This is a genomic window from Allocoleopsis sp., assembly GCF_036703385.1.
In the GTDB taxonomy this organism is placed as follows: Bacteria; Cyanobacteriota; Cyanobacteriia; order Cyanobacteriales; family Coleofasciculaceae; genus Allocoleopsis.
In genome coordinates this window covers 1-15,033 of sequence record NZ_DATNPA010000699.1, presented here as the reverse complement: position 1 = coordinate 15,033, position 15,033 = coordinate 1, and the positions used below count along the sequence as shown (strand labels likewise).

At 46.3% G+C, this 15,033-nt stretch carries 9 protein-coding genes and 1 pseudogene; 2 read left to right on the top strand and 8 right to left on the bottom strand.

Annotated features, from left to right (window positions below; translation table 11 throughout):
- Positions 1-177: 177 nt before the first annotated feature.
- From V6C93_RS32900 to dnaA, 7 genes and pseudogenes are all read right to left on the bottom strand, one after another.
- Positions 178-960, bottom strand: a pseudogene (locus V6C93_RS32900) (efflux RND transporter permease subunit); the annotation flags it as partial.
- The gene (locus V6C93_RS32895) at positions 960-2,387 is read right to left on the bottom strand and encodes an efflux RND transporter periplasmic adaptor subunit (RefSeq protein WP_333480900.1); all 1,428 of its coding nucleotides are present in this window, start codon (positions 2,385-2,387) and stop codon (positions 960-962) included. The pseudogene V6C93_RS32900 and the gene V6C93_RS32895, both read right to left, overlap by 1 nt.
- 592 nt (positions 2,388-2,979) lie before the next feature.
- Positions 2,980-3,822 (bottom strand): M56 family metallopeptidase, encoded by an 843-nt coding sequence (locus V6C93_RS32890; protein WP_333480899.1) that lies wholly within the window; start codon positions 3,820-3,822, stop codon positions 2,980-2,982.
- Complete coding sequence (locus V6C93_RS32885) at positions 3,822-4,271, bottom strand: BlaI/MecI/CopY family transcriptional regulator (protein ID WP_333480898.1); 450 nt, start codon at positions 4,269-4,271, stop codon at positions 3,822-3,824. Before V6C93_RS32885 ends, V6C93_RS32890 begins: the two co-directional genes overlap by 1 nt.
- A gap of 35 nt (positions 4,272-4,306) precedes the next feature.
- Positions 4,307-7,669, bottom strand: coding sequence for a response regulator (locus V6C93_RS32880; RefSeq protein ID WP_333480897.1), 3,363 nt, complete (start codon positions 7,667-7,669; stop codon positions 4,307-4,309).
- Positions 7,670-7,982: 313 nt separating this feature from the next.
- Entirely contained in the window at positions 7,983-9,209 is a 1,227-nt protein-coding gene (dnaN, locus tag V6C93_RS32875; RefSeq protein WP_333480896.1) for a DNA polymerase III subunit beta, read from the bottom strand.
- A gap of 524 nt (positions 9,210-9,733) precedes the next feature.
- Positions 9,734-11,116: a chromosomal replication initiator protein DnaA gene (gene dnaA / locus V6C93_RS32870; RefSeq protein ID WP_333480895.1), complete on the bottom strand. Its 1,383-nt coding sequence runs from the start codon at positions 11,114-11,116 to the stop codon at positions 9,734-9,736.
- A 361-nt stretch (positions 11,117-11,477) separates the two neighbouring features.
- Between dnaA and def the strand changes: the two genes are divergently transcribed.
- Together def and V6C93_RS32860 are read left to right on the top strand one after the other, a co-directional pair.
- Entirely contained in the window at positions 11,478-12,014 is a 537-nt protein-coding gene (def, locus tag V6C93_RS32865) for a peptide deformylase (protein WP_333480894.1), read from the top strand.
- Between the two features lie 136 nt (positions 12,015-12,150).
- The gene (locus V6C93_RS32860) at positions 12,151-12,630 is read left to right on the top strand and encodes a dual specificity protein phosphatase (protein ID WP_333480893.1); all 480 of its coding nucleotides are present in this window, start codon (positions 12,151-12,153) and stop codon (positions 12,628-12,630) included.
- 64 nt (positions 12,631-12,694) lie between these two features.
- Here V6C93_RS32860 and argS read toward each other — a convergent pair whose 3' ends face one another.
- Positions 12,695-14,452 (bottom strand): arginine--tRNA ligase, encoded by a 1,758-nt coding sequence (gene argS, locus V6C93_RS32855; RefSeq protein WP_333480892.1) that lies wholly within the window; start codon positions 14,450-14,452, stop codon positions 12,695-12,697.
- Between the last annotated feature and the right edge of the window lie 581 nt (positions 14,453-15,033).

Genomic DNA, 15,033 nt, shown 5'->3' with positions numbered 1-15,033 from the left:
ATGAAGAAGAAAGACGTGCCTTTCGGGACTTTGTCGCCAACATTCGACCCGAAGATTTTACCCAGCGCCGGGGATATAAAACTGGCCCAGACTCCTAGCTTGGCCTTCAATTGTTCGGTCAGCGAGGCAACTGGGTTGAATGTTAGAAGGTTGAATGTTAGAAGGTTGAATGTTTGAGCTTGTTTCTGTGCTGCTGACTTCAAAAGAGAGATTACGGATTTCTTGAGCATCCCGAAAGCGTCCGACAGTGCGGGTTAAAGGTTCTGAATTCTCCCCTCGCAGACGCCCACCGGAAACATCCAAATTACGCTCTTCAAGGGCATTCAACACATCGGTCAAACCAATGCCCAAAGCTTGTAAGCGATTCGGGTCAATTTGAACTAAGACTTCTTCTTGGACTCCCCCCGCAACATCCACCGATGCCACCCCAGGCACGACGCCGAGTTCGCGGCTGAGTTCTTCATCGGCAAACACGCGTAAATCGACATCCCGCAACGACGGAGCACGCAAGGAAAATTCATAAACTGGTAACTGAGATGGATCGACCTTGAATAAGCGTGGTTGTTCCACAATATCGGGTAGCCGACCTTGAGCACGGTTAAAGCTAGCCGTAGCATCGTTCAAGGCTTGGTCAATATTACCCCCCGGTTGGAAGAACAGGTCTAAACTGACCTGCCCCTCACGAGTTTGGGAATAAATCTGTACAACTCCCTCCGTTGCGCTTAAGGCTTCCTCCAAGGGTTTGGTGATTTCTTCCACCGCCACCTCTGGCGAAACGCCTGGAGCAGAAAGACGCACGCCAATTCGAGGATAGGTAATCGACGGCAGCAAATCGACCTGAATCTGAGTGAGGAAAAACACCCCCAGCACGATCATGGTGAGGGTTAGCATCAGGGTACCGATGTGTTGGCGAATCGCGATCGCACTGATGCTGAATCCCGATGTCCCGGAGTTTTGCATTAACGCTGCTCCTGTTTTTCTGAGGTTTGTGACAATGGACTCAGACCCACCCGATCGCCATCTTTTAAAGGCTTCTCACTCTGGGCGACAAACCGTTCTCCCGGTTTCAATCCTGATAAAATTTCAACTTGTCCGTTTGCACTGGTGCCGACTTGCACGGGACGGGACTTGACTGTCGCTTGGTTTCCTTCGCCCGTGACGACAAACATGGTTCCCTTAGAAAATTTGGGATTGGGGCTTTGGGCGTTTGCAGAGCTTCGACTTCCTTTATTATTGCCCTCGCCTTGTAGGGCAGATTGGGGTACCACGACACGAGGCTGTGTACTGGACTCAATTTTGATTTCTGCTACCAGTTGAGAGCCGATTCTGCCGTTACTGTTGGGAATGGTGATTTCTACGGGTATCTGAACAACCGCTGTCCTAGCTGTGGGAGCGGGCAAAATGCGAGTGACTTGCCCAGTGAATTTCTCATTGGGCATGGCATCCAATCCCACTTTCACGGACTGTCCTACCCGAATCTGTGAGATATCTTTATCTGACACCTGAACCACCACTTTCAGGCTACTGAAATCTGCTATCCGCAAGATTTCGCCTCCTGGCTGTATCAGATTTCCAGGTTCGCTCTTTGCTACAACAACGCCAGTAATGGGCGACGCTAGCAAAGTGTAGGACTGACGCTCTCTTGCCTGAGCAATCGTAGCGCGTTGGGCTTCCACCCGACCTTGAGCGACGGCGACAGCTTGCTGTTCTGTAGCAATTTGTGCGATCGCAGCATTGAGTCTTTGTTGAGCGGTGGCAGCCGATGTCTGGGCTAATTCGGCTTGTTGCTTGGCTATAGCACCGGCTGCGGAGAGCGATCGCAACCGTTCGGCATCCACTTGTGCTTGTTTGAGTTCTGCTCTCGCCTGTTCGGCTTGGGAGCGAGCATTGGTAACCTGAGTTTGGGCGCGTGCGACTTCGGACTGAAGAGCAGCGAGTTCAGCTTGTCCCTGAGTGACGCTGGTTTGCAGTAACGAATCATCTAACCGAGCCAGGATTTGACCTTTCTGTACAGGGTCACCGACATCTGCCTGGAGACTGAGGAGGCGTCCTTCCACCTGTGCGCGGAGCGATACTTCCCGAGCGGGTTGGGTAGTGCCGGTATATTCTAGGGGTTCCTGGAGAACTCCGGTTTTCGCGATCGCTACATCCACTGCCGTGCTGCCTTCCCCTGCCTTGGCACGAGACGGAGTTGATTGAGCTCCAGCTTCAGTTTCAGTGTTTACTACACATCCCGTCGAAAAAGTCAATGGCATCAACATAAAAAGCAACAGCCAGAGGGGAACTTCTTTTTTCTGTTTTCCCTTTGATGCGGTGAGTTGACTCAATCGCTCGGCGGTATGAATTGTAGCTATAGACGAGTAAGCAGATAGAGAGTTGGAGTACACGAAGAGAGATTCCAATCAGGACACTAGCGGAGTTGATCGTTATAACTCAGGACGGCATGAAAAATCTGTCTTAGCTGGGATTATAAGGACTCAAACTAGGAAGCCGCTGGAACGTGATTTCAAGACGTTTTGCGTTCATAGAGATTGATTCCTATATGGAATTCCAGGCTTCATCCTTTGTTACATGAGCCTACTAGCAACTCTCCAAGAGATCGGAAGCTGCTTTTCATTGAGACTATTATGTCTACTTAATCTTAATAATATTTAAACTATTCGCCCTTAATACCAACCAATAGATAGATTAAGTTTAGGCTACGGTTATGCAAATAGTCATGGTCGGATGAGGTGATAGGTTAGAAGAGCTCTGAAAAGTCGCAATTGTCATTCTGAGTGAAGCAAAGTGGAACGAAGAATCTAGTCTTAGCGTTGTTATATTGGGATGCTTCAGTACGTTCAGGATGACATTTAGATAGTTCTCAGACATTCCTCTTACACAGGGAGAGTTTTTCTCCCCATCACGGATTTGATTTAGGGTAATGCACCGGATATGATATGGCGCACTTCGCTGAGCCGGCTAAAGCGATCGCATGGCTCACCGATGCAAGGGCACAGCAATCAGAGGCAGCAGGCATAGAAGCAGCCAACTCCAAGTCCAAGAACGTGAAGGCATGGAAGTTTCTCCCTCTCCTAAAAGCGCTTCAATCCTCTCCTGTAAGCGATTCTGGGGGACAGTACGGCTAAAGGCAGCGCAAAAACTTTCCGATGCCATCATTGGGGCGCTAACCACCATAAGTAGAGATTCAGCTAACAATAAGCTATCCACATATTGACGCGCCCAGTGATCAGCCCGGAGTTCTCGTAATAAAAGGAGTTCTTGCCACAACGTTTCTGTATTCGGTAACCATGCCGTGATTTGGCGCAGCCAACCCAGCCAGAAAAACCAGAATGTATCCCGATAGTAGTAATGTGCTTGTTCGTGAGTTAATACAGCTTGAAGATGCTCCGGTTTTAGCATCTCTAAGAGTCCTCGACTCACCACCAATTCAGGATGCCAAAAGCCAATCTGAGCACTAAAGAGAGTAGACCTATCAAGAAGACGAGCCGATTGACCATCTAGGTCAATACTGGGGTAAGTGCGAATTTTTTGTAGAGATTGCCAACCTTGATTGGCTAGCTTCAAACCGAAAGCGATCGCTAAACCCACACCTCCTACAGCCAGGCCATAGCTAAATCCGTCCGTGTGTAGCCCAATCATTTGTCCTTGCGGCCCCATCAACAACACCGCGATCGCGGTCATTAGCACCAGTAGGGGGGGTAAGAGGAATAAAAAGAGCGTTTGTTGCCAGCGTTGAGCCCAGTTTCCCGTTGCTTTAGAGTAACGGCAGCGTAGTAACCAAGCTAGGCTCAACACCGCCACAATCATGATTAGATGCATCACTCCTGCTCCTCTCTGGCTCGACGTGCCGCTTGAATCCGACGTGCGATCGCTTCAATTTGGTCTAAACTAGCTGCGTCCAGACTATCGGCGAAGGCTGCAACGACATCTGGGTTACTCACCGCAAGAAATCGATTGAGTTGCTCATGAGCTTTGAGCAATTGCGCCTCTTCGGAAGATAACAACGGCTTCCACCGAAAAGCACGCTCTTGTCGATTACCTTTAGCACCATCCAAAGGGCGATCGCAACTGAGCCAACCTTTCTGAGTCAAGCGGCGCAGGACTGTGGTGACTGAAGTATAGGCTAGCTCCCGATCTGGATCAGCCAAAATTCGCTCATGCACATCCTTAACAGTGACAGAACCCAGTTCCCAGACAATATTCAGAATCTCTGTTTCCAAAGGACCAAGGGAGAGGTTTTTGGGACGGTGATTGGGCAGAGAAGTCATGAAACCTATGAAGTGTGAAGTATGAAGTATAAAGTTTAAAGAGCTTTTAAGGCTGCCAACTCAGTACTCAACTTTTGATATTCCCACATCCAAGCGTAGCTGTGTGCTAGTAGGTCTAAATTTAGAATACGCTTCAAATCCCATAGCATTACTGTTTTGTCTTCATGGGCAGAGACAAGCGTTTCGCCATTGGGGCTGAAGTCAACATCCCAAACCACGCCCCTACTGCTATGGAGGGTCGTCAACTCCGTCCCATCCTGGCTCCACAGTTTAATGCTGTTGTCCGCGCTGGCTGAGGCAATCATTAGATCACCGCCCTTAACGCTAGCACTCATGGTTTCTTCGCTAAGGCTACCCTGAACCAGGCTGATGGAAACCCCCAAAACCGCATCATTATGCCCTTTTAGGGTCAATAGCAATGTACCCTCTAAACTCCAGAGTTTCACGGTTGTATCCTCACTTGCTGAGGCGAGCAATTGACCATCTGGGCTGAAGGCAATACTCCTAACCGCTGCGTTATGACCTTTCAAGGTCACAGGCAACGTATCCTTTAGGTTCCACAGTTTTACTGTATTGTCCGCACTCGCTGAGGCAATTAACTGACCATCTGGGCTGAAACACACTCTCAATACCTCAGCGCTGTGTCCATCGAAGCTTTTTAGAAAAGTGCCATCTAGACTCCAGAGTTTCACAGTTGTATCATCATTGGCTGAGGCAATTAGCTGACCGTCGGGACTCAATGATATTCCCCGAATTCCAGCCCTAGGCTGATTGAAACTCATCAGCGCCGGAGCTGTAGTGAGGATGCCATCCAGACTCCAGAGTTTGATAGTCCTGTCGTCACTCGTCGAAGCAATGACTTGACCATTGGAGCTGAAATCAACTTGATTAACAGCGGCAGTATGTCCCGTAAGCGTGATCAGCACGGACGCTTGACTTACGATTCCATCAAAATTCCAGAGTTTAACCGTTGTGTCTGAACCCGCTGAGGCGATCATGTTGCCTTGAGGGCTGAAAGCAACTGACAAAACCCCAGCATTATGTTCTGAGAAGCAGCTATATTCAGCTTCCTGAGAAACTGCCTGCCGCAGCAAATTTTTTACCAGGAGGTGAGTGTCTGCGTTTATCTCGCCTTCCTGCTGTAGGCTCCGGCTGATCGTGATGGCTTTTATGAGTGTGTTTAGCGAGTTATTTAGAGTAAAAAGTGTTGCTGAAGATTGATGGAGTAATCGATTCACATCGAGTGCGGTTTGATGATATGCAGCGCAAGCCATTATCCAGGCTGTACTCACTGCGCCTAGCAATAATTTTTGGTCTCTAGTAGTTTCTGCCTTATGAACGATTTGGGCTTCTAATTCCTGACGACGTTTCGCTGAGAGGGCCCATTGCATTTTTCGCTGCTCAAATTCTTGGCTTGCGGCAAGGAACTTATAATCTTGGTCACTTAAACGCCGAGATTCGGCCCAAACTAAAGCCTCTTTTAAGGCTTGACCGTGCAAAAGATACGATGAATCTTGACAGTCAGAAGACAGCCAATCAGCCAATATTTCGGCATAAGGTCGCAATCTATTTAACTGCTTGTTCACCCAGTCAAGATTAAAAATCGTTTGATAAATTCGGTTATGAACCTTAAGTACGCGATCGCATTGAATGAGCAGGCCGGAAAGTAAAAGTTCAACTTGCTCTTGAGAGTCATCGGTTAATAGACTCTGATCTTGTAACACTTGCTGATACAGTCCCAGCATACGTCCAGCACGTTGTTGATTTTTTAAGATGCGATCGCGGATTGTCTTGAGATGTTCTGGCTCATCTTTGGCTTCCCAATTTTCGATGATAAAAGTACGTACTAGCTGCTCTATCCAAAGGCTCTCATCATTAGGCGAAGGAGACGCAAAGATGGGGAGAGGCGGCGACGCGGGCAAACTTGCCGAGTCATCCTCTTGTTTTTCCTGCTCCTGACAAGCGATTCGCACAAGGTGGCAAAGCTTTTGTGTCAGGAATGGCTGACCTCCTGTCCAATGCAAAATTTGCTTGAGAACGGCTTCAGGATGACTGACAATCCCAGTTAATCCTGATACAAGGGACATGACTTCATGTTGCTGAAATCCCATGAGCTTAATGGCTCGCCCGATATTAAAGGGCGTTCGATTGGTGTCAGCCATTAAAGCGGCCGGCATGGCAACACCGAATAGAGCAAAGGTGAGGCGTTTAAAAGCTGGATTCTCAGCACGTTTGTTGTAGCAAGCTCGAATTAGGGCAAAAAAATCTTCAATGGGGAACTCAAGACCTAGGACGCTGTCAATTTCATCAATAAAAATCACAATATTTTGCTCAATCTCAACGAGTAGCACCTGTTCAAGGAATTCGCTGAGGCGGCTCACAGCGGATACATGAGAGCGAAGGACATTTTCCTGTCCTGTTGAGGTTTGTCTGGCCTGATCACCGATGTTGCGATCGCGATCGCTCACATTACCCCGCCACCAAGCACGTATATTAAATTTGAGTTGGAAGCTGCTGACTAAATAGCCAATGATTGATGCATACCACTGTTCTGGGGTAACTTGTTGTGTGCCAATCGCCGTCAGATCGATAGACCCGCAACGGATACCTACCCGTTGCAGACGGTGCATCGTTCGCACCCGAAGACTAGACTTACCCATTTGTCGCGAAGTGAGTACATAACAAAACTCTCCTCGCAAAAGAGCTTGGTATAACTCCACATCGGCTTGACGCTTGACATAACTAGGAGCAGTGGGAGCAAGAGAACCACCAACTTGATATTCATAAGAGGGATTTTGTAGAGAATTCAGGAGTAATAGCAGTTTCTCACGCTCGGCTAACTGCTCTTCAATTTTGGCTTCTAGAGCCTTGTACGCCTTACGTAAAGCCTGCTCTGCTCGTTGGCGCTCTGTAACTTCTCGCTGTAATTGAGCCTCGGATTGCTTACGAGTTTCAATCTCCTGTTGCAGTTGCTGATTTTGGGCTTGGAGTTGCTTAGTGAGCTTGCGAATGGTCAATTGATGCTCAACCCGTGCTAAAACCTCTTGAATCTGAAATGGTTTGGTAATGTAGTCTGCTCCGCCAACGGTAAAAGCTCTCACCTTATTCAAGGCTTCATCTAAAGCGCTCAGAAAAATGACCGGAATTTCTGAAGTTTGTGCATCATGCTTGAGGTGTTCACACACATCATAGCCATCCATATCTGGCATCCGGATATCGAGTAGAATCAGATCGGGTGAAGCCGAGCGTGCCGCTCTAATTCCCATTTGCCCTGTAACGACGCATCGGACTTTATATCCCTGCTTAGAGAGAGTATTCGATAAGACTTGCAGATTTTCTGGGGTATCATCGACAATTAAAACATATCCCTTATCTGCCTCAGTCTTATTGCTATTCATGGTGAAATCTGGGATTAGGCAAGGAAAATATAGCTAATTTTAAATAAAAATAAGATTTGCTGCAAGAAACCCTGATATAGGCCAGCAAACCCATCGATGAGATATGATTTATCTCTTATTTTCCTCTTGTTATGTACTGGAGAGAACTCTGTGCCTCTGTGGTAGCCTACGGCAAGCCTCGACATTCCTTCTAGACCTCAACAAAAGGTAGTCAACCAGTTTTAGAACTACTCAGGGTTAACTACAGTTAGAGCTAAAAGCTGACGAACTTGTTCAACTTCTAGCTCCAGTTATATCTGTCAATGTCGAGTATCTAATTACGAATCTGGACTGGCATTAATAAATAAATCATCTTTCGACCGCCTAGGGGAGTCAAAATCACAGGACTATTAGCTGCATTTATCTGTATCTGAATATCAGATGTAGAAAGCGCCTTTAATCCATCAATTAGATACTTAACATTGAAGGCAATGTCTATGCTTTCACCTGTAACTTGAGCTGGCATAGATTCCTGCCCACTACCGACATCCTGAGCTTCTACGGAGAGGGAAAGCTGCTGATTCACACTATCGATACTGAACTTGACAACATTATTCTTTTGGTCAGCCAACACCGCAATTCGTTCCACTGCGATGAGCAATTTTCGCCGATCAATCGTAAGCTGACGCTGGAACTGACGAGGAATCAATTGGCGGTAAGGCGGATATTGTCCTTCCAAAGTGCGCGTCGTTAAACGCTGCTCGGCTCCTTGAAAGATAATCTGACCTGGCTCGCAGTGAAGCGCAATCGTATCCGTAGGTTGGTGGGGCGCTAGCATTCGCTCTAACTCTCGCAAGGCTCTAGCTGGTACCGTAAGTTCAAGCTGAGAAACCTCATTAATGGGTTTGCGACTACTGTCCAATGCTGGTAATTTTTCTTCCAACTCCTCATCAGTTTCGCCATCACCAACACTTTGATGAGTGGTTTCTACCACAGCTAATCGATGTCCATCCGTTGCCGCAAATTCCAAGCTATCTTGCTGCATGGTGAGGTGTACTCCCGTGAGTACCTGCTTGGTTTCGTCGGAACTAGTGGCAAATAGAGAACCCCGCAATCCTTCAACCAAGGCTTCTACAGGAAGATGGACGGCAACTGCTGCTGCAATCTGGGGAAGTTCTGGAAACTCCTCAGAGCTCATTCCTCTGACTTGGTAACGCCCTGAAGCAGAGGTCAAGGTGACAATGCGTCGATCGCTATCCGTCTCGTTTACACTTTCTCCAGCTTGGTCTTCTAGAGTAATTTCTCCTTCTGGTAGACGTGAAACAATATCGTTGAGGAGTTTAGCCGGTATCGCAACCTCTCCATCTTGGAGTACTTGCGCCGTAAAGCTTGTCTGTATGCCAAGGCTAAGATCGAACGCGGTGAGTCGAACTTGCTGAGTCTGTGTATCTCCTGACACTAATACATTACCGAGTACCGGATGAGTCGGACGAGAAGGAACCGCACGCGTCACCAGTGAAAGGTTACTGTTGAGGTCACTTTGAGTGCAAACCAGTTTCATAGAAGTTAAAATATGCTGCTCAGGTCGTTGTTCCGATGACTACGTACTGTCATATAGCTGCTTGTGGAACTGAAAAAGACGTTTCATCGATTCCATTAATTCCCAAGAGCTTTACCAGGATAATTCTGCGATTGATTCTGGTCAACCTCTTGGTTGTCTCTAAAATTCTTCAATTTTCTGCGCTGATATCCTCTGGTTCAAGAGGATGATACTCTGCTGTGTTTATTTGAGTTCTAGAACGACCTGGAAATTTTTGTTGTTGATCTGCTTAATCCTCAACCCTGTGGAAAATGTGGAAAACTCCTATAAACTCTCTCTCTATCAATAGTTTGTAACCGTTCGATTGTGGAAAATCTGTGGAAAAGCGATCTGACCTTTGCACAAAGTATTTATACTCAGCAAGAGAGTTTCAATGTTTTTTTCAGTGAGTGTTTGAGGATAAAGGCTAATCGTTTGAAATAGGGCAGGAATTTTTATCAAGGAATATTAATCTTGTAATTACCGATGTTACTGCCAACAACGGTTCAAGCTTGGTTTTGGGTTCTGCTGGTGAGATTGACGCGATCGCTCAACTGCCGCAGAGTTTGATCCAATGTTGCATCCTTTTCCCGAAGCTGAGCTATTTTATCACAGCTGTATAACACCGTAGTATGGTCTTTCCCGCCAAACTCCTCACCAATTCTGGGCAAGCTCAAATCTGTATGTTGCCGCATCAAATACATACCTATTTGCCTAGACCAACTAATTTCTCTGCGTCGAGAGTTACCTTTCAAGTCTTCGGCAGAGACATTGAAAGCATCTGCCACAGTCATCAAAATTGTTTCTGGAGAAGCCTTTACCCTCTGGGCTGGTGGATTTAGAATCGGTGTAATATTCTCTACTGTCATGGGCAGACCCGAAATTGAAACATAAGCCACAGCCCGAATCAAAGCTCCCTCTAGTTCTCGAATATTGGAAGTATAGTGGGTGGCAATGTATTCAATCACTGAACGCGGGAGACGGATATTTTCGTATTCCGCCTTTTTCTGCAAAATTGCCATTCGCGTTTCCAAATCCGGGGGTTGAATATCAGCAATCAAACCCATAGAAAAGCGTGAACACAGGCGTTCCTGCAAGCGTGGAATTTGGTTAGGCGGACGATCAGACGCCAGGACGACTTGCTTACCCGCCTCATGCAGAGTATTGAACGTGTAGAAAAACTCTTCCTGAGTATATTCCTTGCCTTCAATAAACTGAATATCGTCTACCAACAGTACATCGGCTGTCCGATAATGTTCCCGGAAACTCTGCATACTGTCCTTCCGAATTGCCGCAATCAGGTCATTGGTAAACTGCTCAGTAGAGACATAAAAGATTTTAGAATCTGGGCACTTCTCCAAACGGAAGTGACCGATGGCTTGCATCAAATGGGTTTTACCTAAGCCGACACCGCCACATAAAAACAGAGGGTTAAACTCACGTCCTGGAGATTCTGCTACAGCTAGAGAGGCAGCATGAGCCATACGGTTATTTGAACCAACCACAAAGCGAGAGACCACGTATTTATGATTTAACTCTGGTAATCTAGGTGCGGAGTTAGATGTACCTTCTGTAGCGCTGTTACCTATCGGGAGTGACCAAGAGACATCTGCCTCACTAATCGAAGAGTTGTCGTCTCCTGAAGTAACCAACAATTGAATCTCCACCGGCTGACCCAAAATATCCTGTACCACATCCGCAATGGTCTTGATGTAGTATTTTTGCAACCAATTTCTAGCAAAGGGATTGGGAGTGCGCAACACCAAGCAGTTATTTTCCAGCTGCTCAGCGCTAGCAGTTTTGATCCAGGTTTCAAAGGTGGGTCGGCTTAATTGCAGCTGTAGACGCTCCAATACCTGGCTCCACAGCTGTTCTGGGGAAGTTTCCACGAGCTCTCCTCTAGCATAAGGGTGACATGGTCTTCTATAGGAAAGAGCGCTAATTGTACACTTTGACTCAATCAGCTTCGTAGTAGGGGCGTCTTCTAATACAACTATTTACCTAAATGTCCGTTGTCCACTTCAAGCTAGGCAGAAGCCTACTTGGGCAGAATAGTGTGGTCTATAAGCAGGTGAGTCACTTGGATAACCTACGGATCAAAGATCTAATCGGTTTTTTAGAATAAGTTAAGTTTATTGTAGACTGGGTTTCACTTGCTCAAGGTCAACACAGCCAGCAGTACGATTCCACTGTCTACATCTTATATATAAGGATATATAAGGATAGTTTTTTCCTCAAGTTTCCTTACTCATGGCTGAATTACTACAAATTGCCCAGTTAGGCAACCCAATTCTGCGGCAGCAAGCCCAGCTTGTTGATAATGTTCGCGATGAAAACCTTCAACAGCTAATTGATGCCCTTATTGCAACAGCCCAGGCATCTAATGGCGTTGGAATCGCGGCACCTCAGGTATCTGAGTCCTATAAATTCTTCATCGTCGCGTCTCGTCCCAACCCTAGGTATCCTAAGGCACCAGAGATGGAACCGACTGCAATGATTAATCCTCGAATTATCGCTCACTCAACTGAAGTGGTCAAAGGCTGGGAGGGTTGCCTCAGCCTTCCTGGAATTCGAGGGCTGGTTCCCCGGTATCAGGCAATTGAGGTGGAGTATACCAGTCGAGATGGTCAGCTGCATCAGCAAGAATTAACTGACTTTGTTGCTCGAATATTTCAGCATGAATATGACCATCTAGAGGGTATGGTATTCTTAGACCGGGTTGAAAGTACACACGACCTGATCACCGAACAGGAGTATCAGCAGCGAATTGTGCAAAACCTCGGCTAAGCTCAGATGTCCAAAAATATTAAAGCAAAAAAGTTAGAATCTAGAAAACAAGCCCAGTTTTTGGTCTAAGCTGGTGTCTAGCGTTCTCTCAGGCACGTCCTTTTCTCCCCTAGGAAGCGATCAGAACCAGAGGAATATGTACTCGATCCGACCCTGGTTGTACATCGGCAAATTTAGAGAAACTCTCGATTACAACCTGCTATACCAAAGTAATATCGGTTCAATGCTGCAACTGGCTGAAAGTGTGCAGCACCCTGGTATCTCATCGCTGTATATTCCTGTCGAGGATGGCGAGTCGCTATCTTTTGACAAACTAAGAAGTGGTGTTGAGTTTGTGCGGTTGGCAAAAGCAAGAGACAAGAATGTGCTAATTGCTTGTGGGGCAGGCATTAGTAGAGGTGTATCGTTTGCGATCGCTTCTTTAAAGGAAGAAGAAAATCTGAGTCTGCTTGATGCTTTTCGGGAAATTCAGGCTGAACATCCCCAGGCAACCCCTCATCTAGAACTTTGGCAGTCCCTTTGTGATTATTACAAAGAAAATGTGCCTTACAACACCATTTTGAAGCTTATTTTTCAGCAAATGGCTATGGCTAAACGCTTACCGAAAATTCCTTGATTTCGATTAATCGTAGGTGATGGCTCCCAGGGGCGGTGCGCTAGGAGCCATCATCCTCTTGTTATTACATCCTCTCTAGTACCCCAATTCCTAGCAAAGATAATCCTAGCTTCAGAGTTCGCGCCGTCAAATCGCACAGAACTAGGCGAGATGTCCGTACAGGTTCTTCTGACCAGAGTACAGGGCACTGCTCAAAAAACTGGTTAAACTTTTGGCTCAGTTCATATAAATATTGGCACAATCGATTGGGCAGTAAATCTCGTTCAACATCTGTAAGAACCTCACTTAGTTGTAATAGATGTTTCCCTAAGGCCAACTCTGTCTCTTGCTGCAAAAGTATTTTGGCATTGGCTTCCAGGTTCTGAAAATCAATCTCACCTTTGCGGCTAATGCTTTGAATTCGGGCATAGGCATAAAGCAAGTAAGGTGCCGTGTTGCCTTGCAGAGAAAGCATTTTATCAAAGCTAAAGATATAGTTGCTATTGCGATTTTGACTCAAGTCAGCATACTTAATAGCACTGAGCCCAATCACCTGAGCAACATGGGTTTTGAATTCTTCCGTTTCCTCCCGTCCTTCTGCCTTGAGTCGGGCTTCTAAGTCCGCACGAGCGCGTGCGATCGCTTCATCCAACAAATCTCGTAACCGAACCGTTTCCCCAGAGCGAGTTTTCAGCTTCTTCCCATCTTCCCCCTGCACCAAACCAAAAGGAATATGAACCACCTCAATTTCCTTTGTCAGCCAACCTGCCCGACGTGCGACTTGAAACACCTGAGCGAAGTGATTGGCTTGTCCAGCATCCGTAACGTAAATTATCCGATCTGCCTTATCTTGCTCAATTCGATAGCGTAGCGCTGCCAAGTCCGTTGTGGCGTAGTTGTATCCACCATCAGACTTTTGCACAATCAAAGGTAGAGGTTTACCATCTTTATTGGTAAACCCTTCAAGGAATACACATTTTGCACCTGCGTCTTCTACTAACAAACTTGACTTCTCAAGGTCTTTTACTACAGTAGGTAATAATGGGTTGTAGAATGATTCACCCTGCTCTGTCAGATGTACATCTAGCCAATCATAGATAATTTCAAACTCTCGTCGCGACTGCTCACACAGCAGCTGCCAAGCTCGTTGAGTATCCTCAACTCCTGCTTGCAGTTTTACGACTTCTTGTCGAGCCTTGTATTGAAATTCTTCATCCGCATCGAATCGCTGTTTAGCTTGCCGATAAAATGTGACTAAATCTCCCAAATCTAAAGCGTTGGATGTCGTTAATGCAGCTGGGTAAGCTTCCCGCAGATAAGCGATTAACATGCCAAACTGGGTACCCCAATCGCCTACATGGTTCAATCGCAGGACATGGTGACCCCGAAATTCTAAGATACGTGCAATAGCATCACCAATAATCGTTGAACGTAAGTGCCCAACGTGCATCTCTTTAGCAATATTGGGCGAGGAGAAATCAATGATGATAGATTGAGGTGTTGCCGCCGATTCAACACCTAAGCGCAGGTCTGCTTGGATATCACTCAGTTGTACTTCCAGGTAGGCTGGTTCTAATGTCAAGTTGATAAAGCCGGGGCCAGCAATGCTTGGTATCTGACAAATGCCAGAGACGTCTAAGTTCTGAACAATTTGCTGCGCGATCGCTCGTGGCTGCTGTCCTAACTGCTTACTCAAAGACAACGCAACATTGGACTGGTAATCACCAAAATTAGGATTGCTAGCGGGGACAACCATTGAATCTATATCGGCTCTAGCTAATCCGAAGGATGCCGTTAAGGCTTGAGTAAGTTTAATTCTTAGTTGTTCAATTATGGAGCTCATAGTGAAAAGTAAAATGCTTTCAACAAGCATTGGCTGTCTATGCTGTTGAGTTTAGAGATATTCTTAACATAACTTTAGCATTGAGCCTGTTATCTGAATTTTAGTGGGTGTTCTGTAAAAATTCGCTTGCATATATCCGTTTGTATAAGTTGACTCCTGTATGCATATATCAATCTCATCTGAACCAATACATATTTTTACATAGATACACCAAGGCTTGTTGCAACAGTTGCAGTCTAGTAAATCAAAACGGTTATGTAGCTAAATTACTTTTCAGCCCATTGCTCAAGCGCCAGGAATCTGGAGGTGAGTTCAGATATGCCCAGTAAATAATTTAGTGGAATTCTTAGTGAAATTTTCCGTTGCATTGACTCTATGAGTCTAGAGGGATTATCGATGAGTGAGCAGCTACAGGATGAAGAAGACCCCAAAGTCCGAATGAGTCAGCTCAAAGGCTTTCACTTCAAGCTTTTGAGGGGGGGTAAAAATATTGTTAGTGAAAGGGGTTGACAAGGAGGGGAGAGAGAGATACATTGGTAAATGCGCGACAAACGAGGTCACAAGCCAAGCGACGCGCCCGA

What these genes read in the sequence shown, in the direction of transcription:
- V6C93_RS32890 (WP_333480899.1), bottom strand. Translation starts at nt 3,822, where the DNA reads ATGCATCTAATCATGATTGTGGCGGTGTTGAGCCTAGCTTGGTTACTA.
- V6C93_RS32885 (WP_333480898.1), bottom strand. Translation starts at nt 4,271, where the DNA reads ATGACTTCTCTGCCCAATCACCGTCCCAAAAACCTCTCCCTTGGTCCT.
- V6C93_RS32880 (WP_333480897.1), bottom strand. Translation starts at nt 7,669, where the DNA reads ATGAATAGCAATAAGACTGAGGCAGATAAGGGATATGTTTTAATTGTC.
- dnaN (WP_333480896.1), bottom strand. Translation starts at nt 9,209, where the DNA reads ATGAAACTGGTTTGCACTCAAAGTGACCTCAACAGTAACCTTTCACTG.
- def (WP_333480894.1), top strand. Translation starts at nt 11,478, where the DNA reads ATGGCTGAATTACTACAAATTGCCCAGTTAGGCAACCCAATTCTGCGG.
- V6C93_RS32860 (WP_333480893.1), top strand. Translation starts at nt 12,151, where the DNA reads ATGTACTCGATCCGACCCTGGTTGTACATCGGCAAATTTAGAGAAACT.
- argS (WP_333480892.1), bottom strand. Translation starts at nt 14,452, where the DNA reads ATGAGCTCCATAATTGAACAACTAAGAATTAAACTTACTCAAGCCTTA.